Annotated in this window: 15 protein-coding genes; 6 read left to right on the plus strand and 9 right to left on the minus strand. The window is 72.4% G+C overall.

The annotated features are described in order from the left end of the window. Positions 1 to 13 precede the first annotated feature (13 nt). From ACU436_RS15180 to ACU436_RS15210, 7 genes are all read right to left on the minus strand, one after another. Positions 14 to 406 (minus strand): metal-sulfur cluster assembly factor, encoded by a 393-nt coding sequence (locus ACU436_RS15180; protein ID WP_459025643.1) that lies wholly within the window; start codon positions 404 to 406, stop codon positions 14 to 16. A 73-nt stretch (positions 407 to 479) separates the two neighbouring features. Further along, the gene (gene sufU / locus ACU436_RS15185; RefSeq protein WP_459025645.1) at positions 480 to 953 is read right to left on the minus strand and encodes a Fe-S cluster assembly sulfur transfer protein SufU; all 474 of its coding nucleotides are present in this window, start codon (positions 951 to 953) and stop codon (positions 480 to 482) included. 6 nt (positions 954 to 959) lie between these two features. After that, complete coding sequence (locus ACU436_RS15190) at positions 960 to 2252, minus strand: cysteine desulfurase (RefSeq protein WP_459025646.1); 1293 nt, start codon at positions 2250 to 2252, stop codon at positions 960 to 962. Beyond that, positions 2252 to 3019 (minus strand): Fe-S cluster assembly ATPase SufC, encoded by a 768-nt coding sequence (gene sufC / locus ACU436_RS15195; protein ID WP_459025648.1) that lies wholly within the window; start codon positions 3017 to 3019, stop codon positions 2252 to 2254. Before sufC ends, ACU436_RS15190 begins: the two co-directional genes overlap by 1 nt. A 29-nt stretch (positions 3020 to 3048) precedes the next feature. After that, positions 3049 to 4227, minus strand: a complete 1179-nt coding sequence (gene sufD / locus ACU436_RS15200) for a Fe-S cluster assembly protein SufD (RefSeq protein WP_459025650.1) — start codon at positions 4225 to 4227, stop codon at positions 3049 to 3051. After that, positions 4224 to 5651, minus strand: a complete 1428-nt coding sequence (gene sufB, locus ACU436_RS15205) for a Fe-S cluster assembly protein SufB (RefSeq protein ID WP_459025652.1) — start codon at positions 5649 to 5651, stop codon at positions 4224 to 4226. Before sufB ends, sufD begins: the two co-directional genes overlap by 4 nt. Further along, positions 5648 to 6400, minus strand: coding sequence for a helix-turn-helix transcriptional regulator (locus ACU436_RS15210; RefSeq protein WP_459025654.1), 753 nt, complete (start codon positions 6398 to 6400; stop codon positions 5648 to 5650). The genes sufB and ACU436_RS15210 overlap by 4 nt, the downstream gene beginning before the upstream one ends. A 140-nt stretch (positions 6401 to 6540) precedes the next feature. Between ACU436_RS15210 and mptB the strand changes: the two genes are divergently transcribed. The 4 genes from mptB (at position 6541) to ACU436_RS15230 (ending at position 10424) form a co-directional block, all read left to right on the plus strand. Further along, a complete protein-coding gene (gene mptB / locus ACU436_RS15215; RefSeq protein ID WP_459025656.1) occupies positions 6541 to 8175 on the plus strand; it encodes a polyprenol phosphomannose-dependent alpha 1,6 mannosyltransferase MptB in 1635 nt (544 codons plus the stop codon). 25 nt (positions 8176 to 8200) lie between these two features. Beyond that, positions 8201 to 9154 carry an ABC transporter ATP-binding protein gene (locus tag ACU436_RS15220; protein ID WP_459025657.1) on the plus strand — a complete coding sequence of 318 codons (954 nt, stop codon included), beginning with the start codon at positions 8201 to 8203 and terminating at the stop codon, positions 9152 to 9154. Further along, the gene (locus ACU436_RS15225) at positions 9151 to 9933 is read left to right on the plus strand and encodes an ABC transporter permease (RefSeq protein WP_459025659.1); all 783 of its coding nucleotides are present in this window, start codon (positions 9151 to 9153) and stop codon (positions 9931 to 9933) included. Before ACU436_RS15220 ends, ACU436_RS15225 begins: the two co-directional genes overlap by 4 nt. A gap of 167 nt (positions 9934 to 10100) precedes the next feature. After that, positions 10101 to 10424 (plus strand): NAD(P)/FAD-dependent oxidoreductase, encoded by a 324-nt coding sequence (locus ACU436_RS15230; RefSeq protein ID WP_459025723.1) that lies wholly within the window; start codon positions 10101 to 10103, stop codon positions 10422 to 10424. A gap of 9 nt (positions 10425 to 10433) precedes the next feature. On the opposite strand, the gene ctaD is transcribed toward ACU436_RS15230, so the two are convergent. After that, entirely contained in the window at positions 10434 to 12188 is a 1755-nt protein-coding gene (ctaD, locus tag ACU436_RS15235; protein WP_459025661.1) for an aa3-type cytochrome oxidase subunit I, read from the minus strand. Between the two features lie 131 nt (positions 12189 to 12319). Here ctaD and ACU436_RS15240 point away from each other — a divergent pair, with 131 nt between their 5' ends. Both ACU436_RS15240 and ACU436_RS15245 read left to right on the plus strand, forming a co-directional pair. Further along, positions 12320 to 13285, plus strand: a complete 966-nt coding sequence (locus ACU436_RS15240) for a COX15/CtaA family protein (protein ID WP_459025663.1) — start codon at positions 12320 to 12322, stop codon at positions 13283 to 13285. A gap of 8 nt (positions 13286 to 13293) precedes the next feature. Continuing rightward, positions 13294 to 14265, plus strand: a complete 972-nt coding sequence (locus ACU436_RS15245; protein ID WP_459025665.1) for a quinone oxidoreductase family protein — start codon at positions 13294 to 13296, stop codon at positions 14263 to 14265. Positions 14266 to 14331: 66 nt separating this feature from the next. Here ACU436_RS15245 and ACU436_RS15250 read toward each other — a convergent pair. Further along, the coding region (locus ACU436_RS15250; protein WP_459025725.1) for a transposase at positions 14332 to 14479 on the minus strand (148 nt) is incomplete at its 5' end.

The following is a 14479-nucleotide window of genomic DNA, read 5'->3' on the forward strand; positions in this document are numbered from 1 at the left end:
TCTGCAATCCGGATCAGACGCGGAAGCCGAGCGCTCGCAGCTGCTCGCGGCCGTCTTCGGTGATCTTGTCGGGGCCCCACGGCGGCATCCAGACCCAGTTGATCTTGATGTCGTCCACCAGGCCCGGGCCCACCAGGGCGCCTCTTGCCTGCTCCTCGATGACGTCGGTCAGCGGGCAGGCCGCGGACGTGAGCGTCATGTCGATGGTGGCGACCCCGTTGTCGGCCTGGATGCCGTACACCAGGCCCAGGTCGACGACGTTGATGCCCAGCTCGGGGTCGACCACGTCGCGCATGGCCTCCTCGAGATCGTCGACCGAGACGCCTCCCGCGGGGGGCGCGGCCGGCTCGGGCATGCCGGCGGCGCCGCGCACGACCTCTTCGGTGTCGGTCACGTGCTCGCTCATCGCTCGGCCTCGCTGGGGCTCGGCCGGCGCTTCGCGCGGGCGCTGTGACATTGATTCGCTCGCTGGCGCTCGCTCATGTGGTTGCCTCCTCCGGCTCGACGGTACCCGGCGCACCGTCCTCGGCACGGCCGACGGCGTCCTTGAACGCCATCCACCCGAGCAGCGCGCACTTGACCCGTGCCGGGTAGCGGGCCACGCCCGCGAACGCGACGCCGTCGCCGAGCACGTCCTCGTCCGGCTCGACCTGCCCGCGGCCCTGCGCCATCGCCTGGAACGCGGTGAGCACCTCGCGGGACTCCTCGACCGACCGGCCCACCACGAGGTCGGTGAGCACCGACGCCGAGGCCTGGCTGATCGAACAGCCGAGCGTCTCGTACGAGACGTCCGTGATCTTCTCGCCGTCCAGCTTGACCCGCAGCGTGATCTCGTCGCCGCAGGTCGGGTTGATCTGGAACGACTCCGCGTCGAACGGTTCGCGCAGGCCGGCCCCGTGTGGTGACCGGTAGTGGTCCAGGATGATCTCCTGGTACATCTGCTCCAGCTGCATGTCGGCTCAGCTCACCCCGAAGAAGTCGCGGGCCGCGCGCACGCCGTCGATCAGTGCGCCGACCTCTTGAGGGGTGTTGTACACCGCGAACGACGCCCGGACGGTGGCCGCCACGCCGAACCGGCGGTGCAACGGCCATGCGCAGTGGTGTCCCACCCGGACGGCGACCCCGCGGTCGTCGAGCACCTGCCCGGCGTCGTGGGCGTGCACCCCCTCCACCACGAACGCCACGGTGCCGCCGCGCTGTTCCAGCGTGCGCGGGCCGATGATCCGCACGCCGGGCACCTCGGCGAGGCCGTCGAGAGCGGCCCGGGCGAGCCCCAGCTCGTGGGCGTGCACGCGGTCCATGCCGATCCCGGACAGGTAGTCGACCGCCGCGCCCAGGCCGACCGCCTGCGACGTCATCGGCACGCCCGCCTCGAACCGCTGCGGCGGCGGCGCGTAGGTGGATCCCTCCATCCGCACCAGCTCGATCATGGAGCCGCCGGTGAGGAACGGCGGCATCGCGGCCAGGAGCTCCGCACGGCCGTACAGCACGCCGACGCCGGACGGGCCCAGCATCTTGTGCCCGGAGAACGCGGCGAAGTCGACGCCCAGGTGCGCCAGGTGCACCGGCATGTGCGGCACGGACTGGCACGCGTCGAGCAGGGTGAGCGCACCGACGGCCCGCGCCCTGCTCACCAGCTCCGCGACGGGCAGCACCGTGCCGAGGACGTTGGACTGGTGGGCGAACGCCACCAGCTTCGTGCGCTCGGACAGCTCGACCGAGTCGAGGTCGAGCCGGCCCTCGTCGTCGACGGCGTACCAGCGCAGCGTGGCGCCGGTGCGGCGACACAACTCCTGCCAGGGCACCAGGTTGGCGTGGTGCTCGAGCTCCGTGATCACGATCTCGTCGCCGGGGCCGAGCGCGAACCGCTCGGACTCCGGGCCGAGGCCGGTGCGCACCGACGAGTTGCCCATGGCGTACGCGACGAGGTTGATCGCCTCGGTGGCGTTCTTCGTGTACACCACCTCGCCCGGGTCGGCACCGATGAACGTGGCGATCCGCGCCCGGGCCGACTCGTAGGCGTCGGTGGCCTCCTCGGCGAGCAGGTGCGCGCCACGGTGCACGGCCGCGTTGTGCCGCTCGACGAACTCGCGTTCGGCGTCGAGCACCTGCCGCGGCCGCTGCGAGGTGGCCCCCGAGTCGAGGTAGACCAGCGGCCACCCGTTGCGCACCGTGCGGGCGAGGATCGGGAAGTCCGCGCGGATCTTCTCGATGTCCAGGCCCGTCAGTTCGGGAGCATCGAGCGCGGTCATCAGACCGTCGCCCCGGCCTTCCCCGTGAACCGCACGTACCCGTTGCGCTCCAGCTCGTCGGCGAGCTCGGGACCGCCGGACTCGACGACCCGGCCACCGGCGAACACGTGCACGACGTCGGGCGTGATGTGCTGCAGGATCCGCGTGTAGTGCGTGATCAGCAGCACGCCCGTCTCCCCGCCCTCGCGGTAGCGGTTGACGCCCTCGGAGACGACGCGCAGCGCGTCGACGTCGAGACCGGAGTCGGTCTCGTCGAGGATCGCGAACTTCGGCTTGAGCAGGGCGAGCTGCAGCACCTCGTGGCGCTTCTTCTCGCCACCGGAGAAGCCCTCGTTGACCGAGCGCTCGGCGAAGTCCGGGTCGATGTCGAGGTCGCTCATCGCGCCCTTGACCTCCTTGACCCAGGTGCGCAGCTTCGGCGCCTCACCGCGGGTGGCGGTGGCCGCGGACCGCAGGAAGTTGGCCATCGACACGCCGGGCACCTCGACCGGGTACTGCATGGCGAGGAACAGCCCGGCGCGAGCGCGCTCGTCGACGGTCATCTCGAGGATGTCCTGGCCGTCGAGCGTGACGCTGCCGGAGGTGATCTGGTACTTCGGGTGGCCCGCGACGGCGTAGGCGAGGGTGGACTTGCCGGACCCGTTGGGACCCATGATCGCGTGCGTCTCGCCGGTGCGGACCGTGAGGTCGACGCCCTTCAGGATCTCCTTGGCGCCGTCATCGGTCGCGACCGAGACGTGCAGGTCCTTGATCTCCAGAGTGGACATGTTCTGTGACTGCTCCGTGGTGGTGGGGTTCAGGCGCCGGTCACTGCGAGCTCGGCCTCGACGGCCGCTTCGAGGCGTTCGCGCAGCTCGGGCAGGGTGATCTTGGACAGGATCTCGCCGAAGAAGCCGCGGACGACGAGGCGGCGCGCGACATCCTCGGGGATGCCGCGGCTCTGCAGGTAGAACAGCTGCTCGTCGTCGAACCGCCCGGTGGCGCTGGCGTGGCCGGCCCCGGTGATCTCGCCGGTCTCGATCTCCAGGTTCGGCACGGAGTCGGCCCGGGCGCGCTCGGTGAGCACGAGGTTGCGGTTGAACTCGAACGTCTCGGTGGCCTCCGCGGCGGCCCGGATCACAACGTCGCCGATCCAGACGGTGTGCGCCCCGTCGCCCTGCAGCGCGTTCTTGTACATCACGTCGGAGCGGCAGTGCGGCACCGAGTGGTCGACGAGCAGCCGCTGCTCGAGATGCTGGCCCGCGTCGGCATAGCCCAGCCCGCGCAGCTCGGCGTCGCCGCCGGGACCGGAGTAGGTGACGGTCTCGCTCACCCGCACCAGGCCGCCGCCCAACGACACCGACGTGGAGCGCAGGGTGGCGTCGCGCCCCACCGACAGGTGGCGCGCGCCCACGTGCACGGCGTCGTCGGCCCACTCCTCGGTGACCACCAGGTCCAGGCGGGAACCGTCGGCGAGCACGACCTCGAGGTTGTCGGCGACGGCGCCCGAGCCCCGGTGCTCGATGACGACGGTGGCCTCGGCGTGCCGGGTGGTGCGCAGCTGCAGGTGGCCCACGGCGGCGCGCCCCTCCCCGGGCCCGGTGACCGTGATCGTGACGGGCCCCGGGGTGCCGTCGAGGGTGACGACGGTGGCCTCGCGGAAGGCCGACCACGCGGCGGCCGCGACCCGGTCGGCGGGCACGCCACCCTCACCGAGGCGCGAGTCGTGGCGACCGACGGTCTCGACGGTGACGCCGTCGACGGGCGTGACCTCGACGGCAGGCGCGGCGTCGAACGTCGCACTCCCGTCGTGCAGGCCACGCAGCCGCCGCAGCGGGGTGAACCGCCAGTTCTCCTCGCGACCGCCGGGCACCTCGAACGCCTCGACGTCGTAGGACGTGAAGCGCTCGCTCGCCGTGGCGATCGGCGACTCGCCCTGGCCCTTCTTCGCGCCCTTCAGCTCGGGGGCGAGGCCGGCAACTTCTGGAGCCGTCATCCGACAGCGCCCTCCATCTGCAGCTCGATCAGCCGGTTCAGCTCCAGCGCGTACTCCATGGGGAGCTCGCGCGCGATGGGCTCGACGAACCCGCGCACGACCATCGCCATGGCCTCGTCCTCGGTGAGACCCCGGCTCATCAGGTAGAAGAGCTGGTCGTCGCTCACCTTCGAGACGGTGGCCTCGTGGCCCATCGACACGTCGTCGTTGCGGATGTCGTTGTACGGGTACGTGTCGGAGCGCGAGATCGTGTCGACCAGCAGCGCGTCGCACTTCACCGTGGACCGGCTGTGGTGCGCCCGCGGGTTGATCTGGATCAGGCCGCGGTAGGAGGTGCGGCCGCCGCCGCGCGCCACCGACTTCGAGATGATCGTCGAGGACGTGTGCGGCGCCAGGTGCACCATCTTCGCGCCGGCGTCCTGGTGCTGGCCCTCACCGGCGAACGCGATCGACAGGACCTCGCCCTTGGCGTGCTCGCCCATCAGCCACACGGCCGGGTACTTCATGGTGACCTTGGAGCCCAGGTTGCCGTCGACCCACTCCATGGTGGCGCCCTCTTCGGCCTTGGCCCGCTTCGTCACCAGGTTGTAGACGTTGTTCGACCAGTTCTGGATCGTGGTGTAGCGGCAGCGGCCGCCCTTCTTGACCACGATCTCGACCACGGCCGAGTGCAGCGAGTCGGTCTTGTAGATCGGCGCGGTGCAGCCCTCGACGTAGTGCACGTACGCACCCTCGTCGACGATGATCAGCGTGCGCTCGAACTGGCCCATGTTCTCGGTGTTGATCCGGAAGTAGGCCTGCAGCGGGATGTCGACGTGCACGCCCGGCGGCACGTAGATGAACGACCCGCCCGACCACACCGCCGAGTTCAGCGCGGAGAACTTGTTGTCGCCCGCCGGGATGACCGAGCCGAAGTACTCCTTGAACAGCTCCGGGTGTTCCTTGAGCCCGGTGTCGGTGTCCAGGAAGATGACGCCCTGCTGCTCCAGGTCCTCGCGGATCTGGTGGTAGACGACCTCCGACTCGTACTGCGCCGCGACGCCCGCGACGAGGCGGGCCTTCTCCGCCTCGGGGATGCCCAGCCTGTCGTAGGTGTTCTTGATGTCCTCGGGCAGGTCCTCCCACGAGGAGGCCTGCTTCTCCGTGGACCGCACGAAGTACTTGATGTTGTCGAAGTCGATGTCCGACAGGTCGGCACCCCAGCGCGGCATCGGCTTGCGCTCGAACAGGCCGAGCGCCTTGAGCCGGAAGTCGAGCATCCACTTCGGCTCGTTCTTCATCCGGGAGATGTCGGCAACGACATCCGCCGACAGCCCACGGCGGGCGGAGGCGCCAGCGACGTCGGAATCGGCCCAGCCGAAGTCGTAGCGGCCGAGCGTCGCGAGCGTCTCCTCCTGGGTGAGTGCCTCAGGAGCGGTGGTCATTCGGACTGCCTCCCTGCAGGGACGGTGGTGGTGGGTTCGTGCTTCCGCTGGATGTCGGGAGCGTCCAGCGGAACGTGTGTGGTGCACGCGGAGTCGCCGCGCGCGATCGTGGCGAGCCGCTGCACGTGCGTGCCGAGCAGGGCCGCGAACGCCTGGGTCTCGGCCTCGCACAGCTCGGGGAACGCCGCCGCGACGTGCGCCACCGGGCAGTGGTGCTGGCACAGCTGCACGCCGGACCGCGACTCGCGGGCCTGCGCCGCGTAGCCGTGGGCGGTGAGGAGTGTGGCCAGTGCCTCGGCCCGCTCGTCCGGCCGGCGCGCCGCAGCGACCTGCTGCGCACCCGCGGCGAGCAGCGCGTCCACCCGGCTGCGGGCGAACCCGCGCACCGCGGACTCACCGCCGTGCTCGGCGAGGTACTGCAGCGCCGCCACCGCCAGCTCGTCGTAGCCGTGGCCGAACCGGGCCCTCCCCGAGTCGGTGAGCAGGTACTCCCTGGCCGGGCGCCCCCGCCCGCGCGGGCCCCGCCGGGGCGCCCCGCGGGCCTCGGCCTCGCCGTCGGCCAGCAGCGCGTCCAGGTGCCGCCGGACGGCCGGGGCGGACAGCTCCAGCTCGGCCGCGACCGCGGCAGCCGTGACCGGGCCCTGCTCCATGAGCAGCCGGGCCACCGCCTCGCGCGTGCCGCCCTCACCGGCCGACGTGCCCTCCGGGGGGCGGACGTCGACCGGCACGGCGGGCCGGGCGCTTTTCACAACACCAGTCTTGCGTATATCCGGCTCCGGGGCAAAACCGTCCCCGCCCGAGGTGAGGACGCTCACGTCCGGGTGGGGCCCGCCGGCCCATCCGACACGGGGTGACCTCCCGGCGGGGACCACTCGATACGCTGCAGCCCATGGTCGCCCGGGAGCTCGATGCCGCAGAGGCCGTCGCGGCGCCCGCGCCTCCACCCGCGCGCGATCCCAGCCGGATGGCCCGGCTCGTGGGGCTCACGGGCACCCTCCTCATGGCGGTGGGCGGGCTCGGCGCCGGCGCCCTGCCGGTGCCCAACCCGCTGTTCGGGCTGCGGCTGCTCGGCCTGCCGAGCCGCAACACGACCATCGCCATCGCCGTCACCTACACCGGCATCTGCCTGCTCGTGCTCGCGTGGCTGTGGGTCGGCAAGATGCTGCGCTCCCGCGGAGCCGTGGCCCCGGCGCCCACCCCCGCGCAGCTCGCCCGCACGGCCGTGATGTGGGCCGTGCCGCTCGCGCTGGCGCCGCCGCTCTTCTCCCGCGACGTCTACAGCTACCTCGCGCAGAGCGCCACCCTCGCGCGCGGGCTCGACCCGTACGTGCTCGGGCCGGCCGAGGCGCTCGGCGTCGACGACCCGCTCACCCGCAGCATCCCCACGATCTGGCGCGACACCCCCGCGCCGTACGGGCCGCTGTTCCTGATCCTCGGCCGCGGGATCACGGCCGTGTCGGGCAACGACGTGGTCCTGGGCATCTTCGAGTACCGGGTGCTCGCGGTCGCCGGCCTCGGCCTCATCCTGTGGTCGCTGCCGAAGCTCGCCCGCCGCTGCGGGCTCGACACCGGCCTCGCGATGTGGCTCGGTGCCGCCAACCCCCTCGTCCTGTTCCACCTCGTGAGCGGCATCCACAACGAGGCGCTCATGGTCGGCCTGATGCTCGCCGGCTTCGAGATCGGGCTGCGCACCGGTGAGCGGCTGCTCGACAGCAACCTCCTGGCCGGTGCGCTGCTCATCGTCGCCGCGTCCGCGATCAAGCTGCCCGCCCTCCTCGCGCTGGGCTTCCTCGGCATGGAGTGGGCCCGCCGCCGCGGTGAGCTGCGCGGCGACCGGAGCGGAGAGCAGCGGGGCGGCCGGATCATCGACGTCGCCCGGGTCGCCGGCCTGTTCGGCCTGCTGACGGTCGTCTGCTACCTCCCGATGTCGCTGGGCACCGGGGTCGGGATCGGGTTCCTGGAGACCCTCAACATCCCGCAGCTCATCCGGAGCTGGATGTCGATCACCACCGACCTCGGCATGGTCGGCGGACAGCTCGGCATCGTCGCCAGGTTCGGCGACCACACCGACGCCGTGCTCGCCGTGTCCCGCAACATCGGCCTGGCCGCGTCGGCCGTGCTCGTCGTGATGCTGCTCTTCGCCGTGCTGCGCGGCCGGGTCGAACCCATCACCGGTATGGGCACCGGGCTCGGCGCGGTGGTGCTGCTCGGCCCCGTCGTGCACCCCTGGTACCTGCTGTGGGCCGCCATCCCGCTCGCCGCCACCCGCGGCCTGCCCCGCTACCGCCGCGCCGCCCTCGCGGCATCGGCGGTCCTCGCGCTCCTCGTGCCCCCCACCGGCGCCGACTTCCAGTTCCGCGCGTTCCAGCTACCGCTGTCGATCATCGCCGGGCTCGGCATCCTGCTGGTCTTCCTGCTCGTGCTGCGCCGCCACCTCGCCGGTCAGAGCGGCTTCGACATCGACGTGCTGCCCGGCCGATCCCCCGTCCCCGGGCCCGAGACCCGTGCCGAGACCAGTGCCTAGACCGCTCGCCTTAAGCTCGACCACCGTGAGTACCGCGCCGCCCGACGAGGCGCCTTCCTCGGCGCCCGCCGTCTCGGTTCGCGGCCTCGTGAAGCGCTACGGACGCACCACCGCGGTGGACGGGCTCGACCTCGAGCTGCACACCGGGTCCGTCCTCGCGCTGCTCGGGCCCAACGGCGCCGGCAAGACCACCACCGTCGAGGTCTGCGAGGGCTTCCTGCGCGCCGACGCGGGCGAGGTGCGGGTGCTCGGCACCGACCCCGCGGGCGCCCCGGACGCCCTCCGCGCCCGCATCGGCGTCATGCCGCAGGGCGGCGGCGCCTACCCGGGCGTGCACGCCGCGGAGATGCTGCGCCTGGTCGCCGCGTGCTCCGCGCACCCGCTCGACGTCGACTGGCTCGGATCCGTGCTCGGCCTCGACGGCTGCGCCCGCACCCCGTACAAGCGGCTGTCCGGCGGCCAGCAGCAGCGGCTCGCGCTCGCGTGCGCCATCGTCGGCCGCCCCGAGCTGGTGTTCCTCGACGAGCCCACGGCCGGCATGGACCCGCAGGGCCGCCGGCTCGTCTGGGAGCTGATCCACGCGCTGCGCCGCGACGGCGTCTCCGTGCTGCTCACCACCCACCTCATGGAGGAGGCGGAGGCACTCGCCGACCACGTCGTGATCGTCGACGGCGGGCGCGTCGTGGCCCAGGGCTCCCCCGCCGCGCTCACCGCCACCGGTGGCCAGCAGGAGCTGCGCTTCCGCGCCCGGCCGGGCATGGACGTCGCCGGGCTCACCGCGGCGCTCCCGGCCGGGTACGGCGCGGACGAGCCCGTCGCCGGGCGGTACGTGGTGCAGGGCCGCATCGACCCCGCCGTGCTCTCCACGATCACGTCCTGGTGCGCGGCCAACGGCGCGCTCGCCGACGACGTCCAGGTCGCGCGGCGCAGCCTGGAGGACGTGTTCCTGGAGCTCACCGGGCGGGAGCTGCGATCATGACCCCGCCCGTGTTCCCCGCAGGCACCTTCACGCCCCGCCCCGGCCCCGGGTCGCCCCCGCGGATGCTCGCCGCCCAGTCGGCCACCGAGCTGCGGCTCGCGCTGCGCCACGGTGAGCAGGTGCTGCTCACGGTGCTGGTCCCGATCGTGCTGCTGGTGGGGCTCACCCTGCTGTCGGTGGTGCCGCTGCCCGAGCCGCGGATCGCCACCGTCGCGCCGGGGGTGCTCGCGCTCGCCGTGATGTCCACCGCGTTCACCGGGCAGGCGATCGCGCTCGGGTTCGACCGCCGCTACGGCGTGGTGCGCCGGCTCGCCGCCACCGCGCTCCCCCGCTGGCTGCTCGTCGCCGGGCGCCTCGCCGCCGTGCTGGGGGTCGTCGCCGTGCAGGTCGTGCTGCTCGGCGCGATCGCTGCCGCGCTGGGCTGGCGGCCCGAGCCCGCGGGCGTCGGGTGGGCGTTGCTGCTCGTGCTGCTGGGCTGCGCCGCGTTCGCCGCGCTCGGCATGCTGCTCGGCGGGTCCCTGCGCGCCGAGATCACCCTCGCCGTGGCCAACCTCGTGTGGTTCGTGCTGCTGTTCGCGGGCGGCATCGTGATCCCGGTGGACCAGCTGCCCGGCCCGCTCGCCGCCGTGGCGGCGGCTCTGCCGTCCGGCGCGCTCGCCGAGGGCCTGCGCCACACCCTCGCCACCGGCGCACCGCCGTCGGCGGGAGCGGTCCTCGTGCTGCTGGCGTGGACGGCGGTGGCCACCGCGCTGGCGATCCGCTTCGTCCGCCTCCGGTAGCCCGCGACGTCCCGCGGCCCACTTCACACACCGAAGCGGTGATCAAGCGCTCGGGCACGCACGTCGTCGGTTCCCGGTGGGGCCTCCGGTGGCGCCGCGCATCGTGCGGGCCGCCCTCGCTCTGCGACCCCTCCGGGCGGCGTCGCGGGCAGGGCGGGGCCTGCCCGGTGGGGCGCGCGGCGCCACCGCAGGCCGGTCTCGCGGGCATGATCGAGGCTTCGGCGCGAAAGCGGGCGAATCCGACCCGAGAACGCGCCCAATCGCCGATCATGTGGCCGGGGACCTGGGTCGGCCCCCGCCCGCTCACCCCCGACGGTCTCCCGCTCATCGGAGCGACCCGGATGCCGGGCGTGCACGTCGCAGGAGGGCACGGGATGTGGGGCGTCACGCTCGGGCCAGTGACCGGCAAGCTCCTCGCCCGCGCGGTGATGACGGCGGATCCGCTACCGGAGCTGGCGCCGTTCGATCCGCTGCGTCGTGGGACCGGCTGACCGGCGCCGTCAGCGGGACGTGGGGTCGTCGTTCGGGCGCGACTCCTTGGCCACCGAGTGGGCGAGCGCCTCCGACGGAGCCGCATGCCGCCGGCCGACGTGCGCCTCCCCCCGGTAGCGCTCCACCAGGTGCGGGTAGTGCAGCTCGAACGCCGGACGCTCCGACCGGATCCGCGGCAGCTCGGTGAAGTTGTGCCGCGGCGGCGGGCAGGACGTGGCCCATTCGAGCGAGTTGCCGAAGCCCCACGGGTCGTCCACCGTGACCACGCGGCCGTAGCGGTAGCTGCGGAAGACGTTCCAGACGAACGGCAGCACGGAGGCGCCCAGCACGAACGCGCCGATCGAGGAGATCGCGTTCAGCACGTTGAACCCGTCGGTGGGCAGGTAGTCGGCGTACCGGCGCGGCATGCCCTCGTTGCCCAGCCAGTGCTGCACCAGGAACGTCAGGTGGAACCCGATGAACGTGAGCCAGAAGTGGACCTTGCCCCACGTCTCGTCCAGCATCCGCCCGGTCATCTTCGGGAACCAGAAGTAGATCCCGCCGTAGGTGGCGAACACGATCGTGCCGAACAGCACGTAGTGGAAGTGCGCCACCACGAAGTAGGTGTCCGAGACGTGGAAGTCCAGCGGCGGGGACGCCAGCAGGATGCCGGTGAGCCCGCCGAACAGGAACGTCACCAGGAACCCGATGGCGAACAGCATCGGCGTCTCGAACGTGATCCGGCCCCTCCACATGGTGCCGACCCAGTTGACGAACTTGATGCCCGTGGGGATCGCGATCAGGAAGGTCGTGAGCGAGAAGAACGCCAGCAGCACCGCGCCGGTGGCGTACATGTGGTGGGCCCAGACGACCACCGACAGCGCCGCGATGGTGATGTTCGCGAAGACCATGCCGGTGTATCCGAACAGCGGTTTGCGGCTGAACACCGGGATGATCTCGCTCATGATCCCGAAGAACGGCAGCGCCACGATGTAGACCTCGGGGTGCCCGAAGAACCAGAACAGGTGCTGCCACAGGATGGCGCCGCCGTTGGCGGGGTCGAAGACGTGGGTGCCGAGGTGCCGGTCGGCCAGCATCCCGAACAGTCCCGCCGTGAGCACCGGGAAGGCGATCAGGATGAGGAGGACCGTGACGAGGATGCCCCAGCAGAAGATCGGCATCCGGAACATCGTCATGCCCGGCGCGCGCAGGCAGACGATCGTGGTGGTGAAGTTGACGCCGCCGAGGATCGTGCCGAGGCCCGCGAGGATCAGCCCGGTGATCCACAGGTCACCGCCCGCACCGGGCGAGAACTCGGCGCTGTGCAGGGGGGCATAGGCGAACCAGCCGAAGTCGGCCGCGCCGCCCGGGGTGAGGAACCCGGACATGACGATGATCCCGCCGAACAGGAACAGCCAGTAGGAGAACGCGTTCAGGCGCGGGAACGCGACGTCGGGCGAGCCGATCTGCAGCGGCACGATGTAGTTCGCGAAGCCGAACAGGATCGGCGTCGCGTACAGCAGCAGCATGATCGTGCCGTGCATGGTGAACAGCTGGTTGTACTGCTCGGTGGACAGGAACTGCAGACCCGGCACGGCCAGCTCGCCCCGCATGAGCATCGCCATCGCGCCGCCGATCATGAAGAACGCGAACGACGTGACCAGGTAGAGGATCGCGATGTCCTTGGGGTCCGTCGTCCGCATCATCTTGGCGAACGTCGCGCCCTTCCGCGTTCTGCGCGCAGGATATTGCGGCGCGATCGGTTTCGGCTCGACGGCAGTCATCGGCGCCTCCCTGCGTTGGGCTGCATCAACGAACCTAGGACGCTGGGAGCGGCCTGTCAGCCCCCCGATCGGCGGGCGCCCGGCCGAGGAGGCCCCCAACCTCCCGCGATCCCGTCTTCTACGATGTGTCGATGACCCGCTCCACCCTGCTCGATCGCCTCCCTGCCGCGCCGCCCGCGGTGATGCGAGCGCTCGCGATCGCGGCGGTCGTGGCGCAGGCGGGGATCGCGGTCACCGGCTCGGTGGTGCGCGTCACCGGCTCCGGTCTGGGCTGCCCGACGTGGCCCGAGTGCGTGCCGGGCAGCCTGGTGCCCACGCCGCACCCCGAGGTGGAGCCGCTCACGCAGTGGATCGAGTTCGGCAACCGGCTGCTCACCGGTGTCGTCGTCCTCGTCGCCGCGGCGTGCCTGCTCGCGGCGCTCGCCACCCGCCCGCGGCGCTCCCGACTCACCCGGCTCGCCCTCGTGCAGCCGTTCGGCGTGGTGGCCCAGGCGGTGATCGGCGGCGGCGTCGTGCTGCTGGGGCTGGTCTGGTGGAGCGTCAGCGTGCACCTGCTCGTGTCGATGGTCCTCACCTGGCTGGCCGTACAGCTCGTGGCGGCCGCGTCGGACGGCGCCGGCCCCCCACGCCGGCTGGTGCCGGGGCCCGTCCGCGGGCTGGTCGCCACGAGCACGGCCGTTCTCGCCGCGGTGCTCGTCGCCGGCTCGTTCGTCACGGCGGCCGGACCGCACGCGGGCGACGCGCAGACCCCGCGGCTGCAGGTGGGCGTCGAGTCCGTGGCGCAGGTGCACGCCGACCTGCTGTTCGGCTACCTCGGCCTGCTCGTCGGCCTGGGCTTCGCCCTGCGCGCGGTCGCCGCGCCGGCCCGGGTGCTGCGCCGCTACGCGCTGCTCGTGGCGGTGGTCCTCGCGCAAGGACTTCTCGGCGGTGTCCAGTACGCGCTCGGCGTGCCCGAGGTGCTCGTGTCGCTGCACGTGCTGGGCGCCGCGCTCGTCACGGTGGCCGCGGCAGCGCTGTGGGCCTCCCTCACCGAGCGCCCCGCGGTGGCGGCGCCCGCCCCGGCCCGGGCTCCCGCGCTCGCCGACAGCGGGGCATGATCGGGGGCGTGCGCGCGATCCAGATCAGCTCGGCAGGCGGCCCCGACGTCCTGACGCAGGTGGAGCTGCCCGACCCGGAGGCGGTCGCCGGCACGCTCCTCGTGGAGGTCGCGGCGGCCGGCGTCAACTACATCGACACCTACCAGCGCCAAGGCATCTACCCGATGTCCCTGCCCTACGTCCCCGGTCTGGAGGGCGCGGGCCGGGTGCGGTCGGTCGGCGCCGACGTCAGCGGGTTCGCGGTGGGCGACCGGGTGGCGTGGTCGGAGAACCTCGGCAGCTACGCCGAGCTCGCGGCCGTCGCCGCCGGCAAGGCCGTGCCCGTCCCCGACGCCCTGTCCGACGACGTGGCCGCCGCCGCCCTGCTACAGGGCATGACGGCCCACTGCCTCGTCACCGACTGCCACCCGGTGCAGCCCGGCGAGGACGTGCTCGTGCACGCGGCCGCGGGCGGCCTCGGGTTGATGCTCACCCAGCTCGCCACCGCCCGCGGGGGCCGCGTGATCGGCACCGTGTCCACGCCGGAGAAGGAGGAGCTGGCACGCGGTGCCGGCGCCGCCGAGGTGATCCGCTACACCGAGGTGGACGACCTCGCGGCGGCCGTCCGGGAGGTCACCGGTGGCGCGGGTGTGCACGTCGCCTACGACAGCGTCGGCGCCACCACCTTCGACGCGAGCCTCACCGCGCTGCGCCGCCGCGGCCTGCTGGTGCTCTGCGGCGCCAGCAGCGGGCCCGTACCCCCGGTCGACCCCCAGCGCCTGAACGCGGCCGGCTCGGTGTACCTCACCCGCCCCAAGCTGTTCGACTTCATCGCCACCCGCGAGGAGCTGACCGCCCGGGCGGCGGCCGTCTACGCGGCCGTGGCCGACGGCAACCTCGACGTGCGGATCCACCACCGCTACCCGCTCGGAGAGGCCCGCACCGCCCACGAGGACCTGCAGGCCCGGCGCACCAGCGGCAAGGTGCTGCTGATCCCCTAGCCCCCTCGGCGAACCCCCGGTGTCGTCGCGGTGGGCCTTATGGGGCTCTCCTGTCCGATGTGTGGATCACGTTGCGCGTCCGGGCAGGGGCGGGCAGAGGCCGCCGAGGGCGAGCATGGCTAGTGCGATGAGTGCTTCGGGCCGAGCGAAGCCAAACGCGACCCGGGTCAGGAGCCGGATCTTGGTGTTCGTGCTTTCGATTAGCCCGTTGGAT

Source organism: Pseudonocardia wallangbongensis (assembly GCF_054486945.1).

Coding starts and splice junctions, on each gene's coding strand:
- ACU436_RS15180 (WP_459025643.1), bottom strand. CDS start 406: ATGAGCGAGCACGTGACCGACACCGAAGAGGTCGTGCGCGGCGCCGCC.
- sufU (WP_459025645.1), bottom strand. CDS start 953: ATGCAGCTGGAGCAGATGTACCAGGAGATCATCCTGGACCACTACCGG.
- ACU436_RS15190 (WP_459025646.1), bottom strand. CDS start 2,252: ATGACCGCGCTCGATGCTCCCGAACTGACGGGCCTGGACATCGAGAAG.
- sufC (WP_459025648.1), bottom strand. CDS start 3,019: ATGTCCACTCTGGAGATCAAGGACCTGCACGTCTCGGTCGCGACCGAT.
- sufD (WP_459025650.1), bottom strand. CDS start 4,227: ATGACGGCTCCAGAAGTTGCCGGCCTCGCCCCCGAGCTGAAGGGCGCG.
- sufB (WP_459025652.1), bottom strand. CDS start 5,651: ATGACCACCGCTCCTGAGGCACTCACCCAGGAGGAGACGCTCGCGACG.
- mptB (WP_459025656.1), top strand. CDS start 6,541: ATGGTCGCCCGGGAGCTCGATGCCGCAGAGGCCGTCGCGGCGCCCGCG.
- ACU436_RS15225 (WP_459025659.1), top strand. CDS start 9,151: ATGACCCCGCCCGTGTTCCCCGCAGGCACCTTCACGCCCCGCCCCGGC.
- ctaD (WP_459025661.1), bottom strand. CDS start 12,188: ATGACTGCCGTCGAGCCGAAACCGATCGCGCCGCAATATCCTGCGCGC.
- ACU436_RS15240 (WP_459025663.1), top strand. CDS start 12,320: ATGACCCGCTCCACCCTGCTCGATCGCCTCCCTGCCGCGCCGCCCGCG.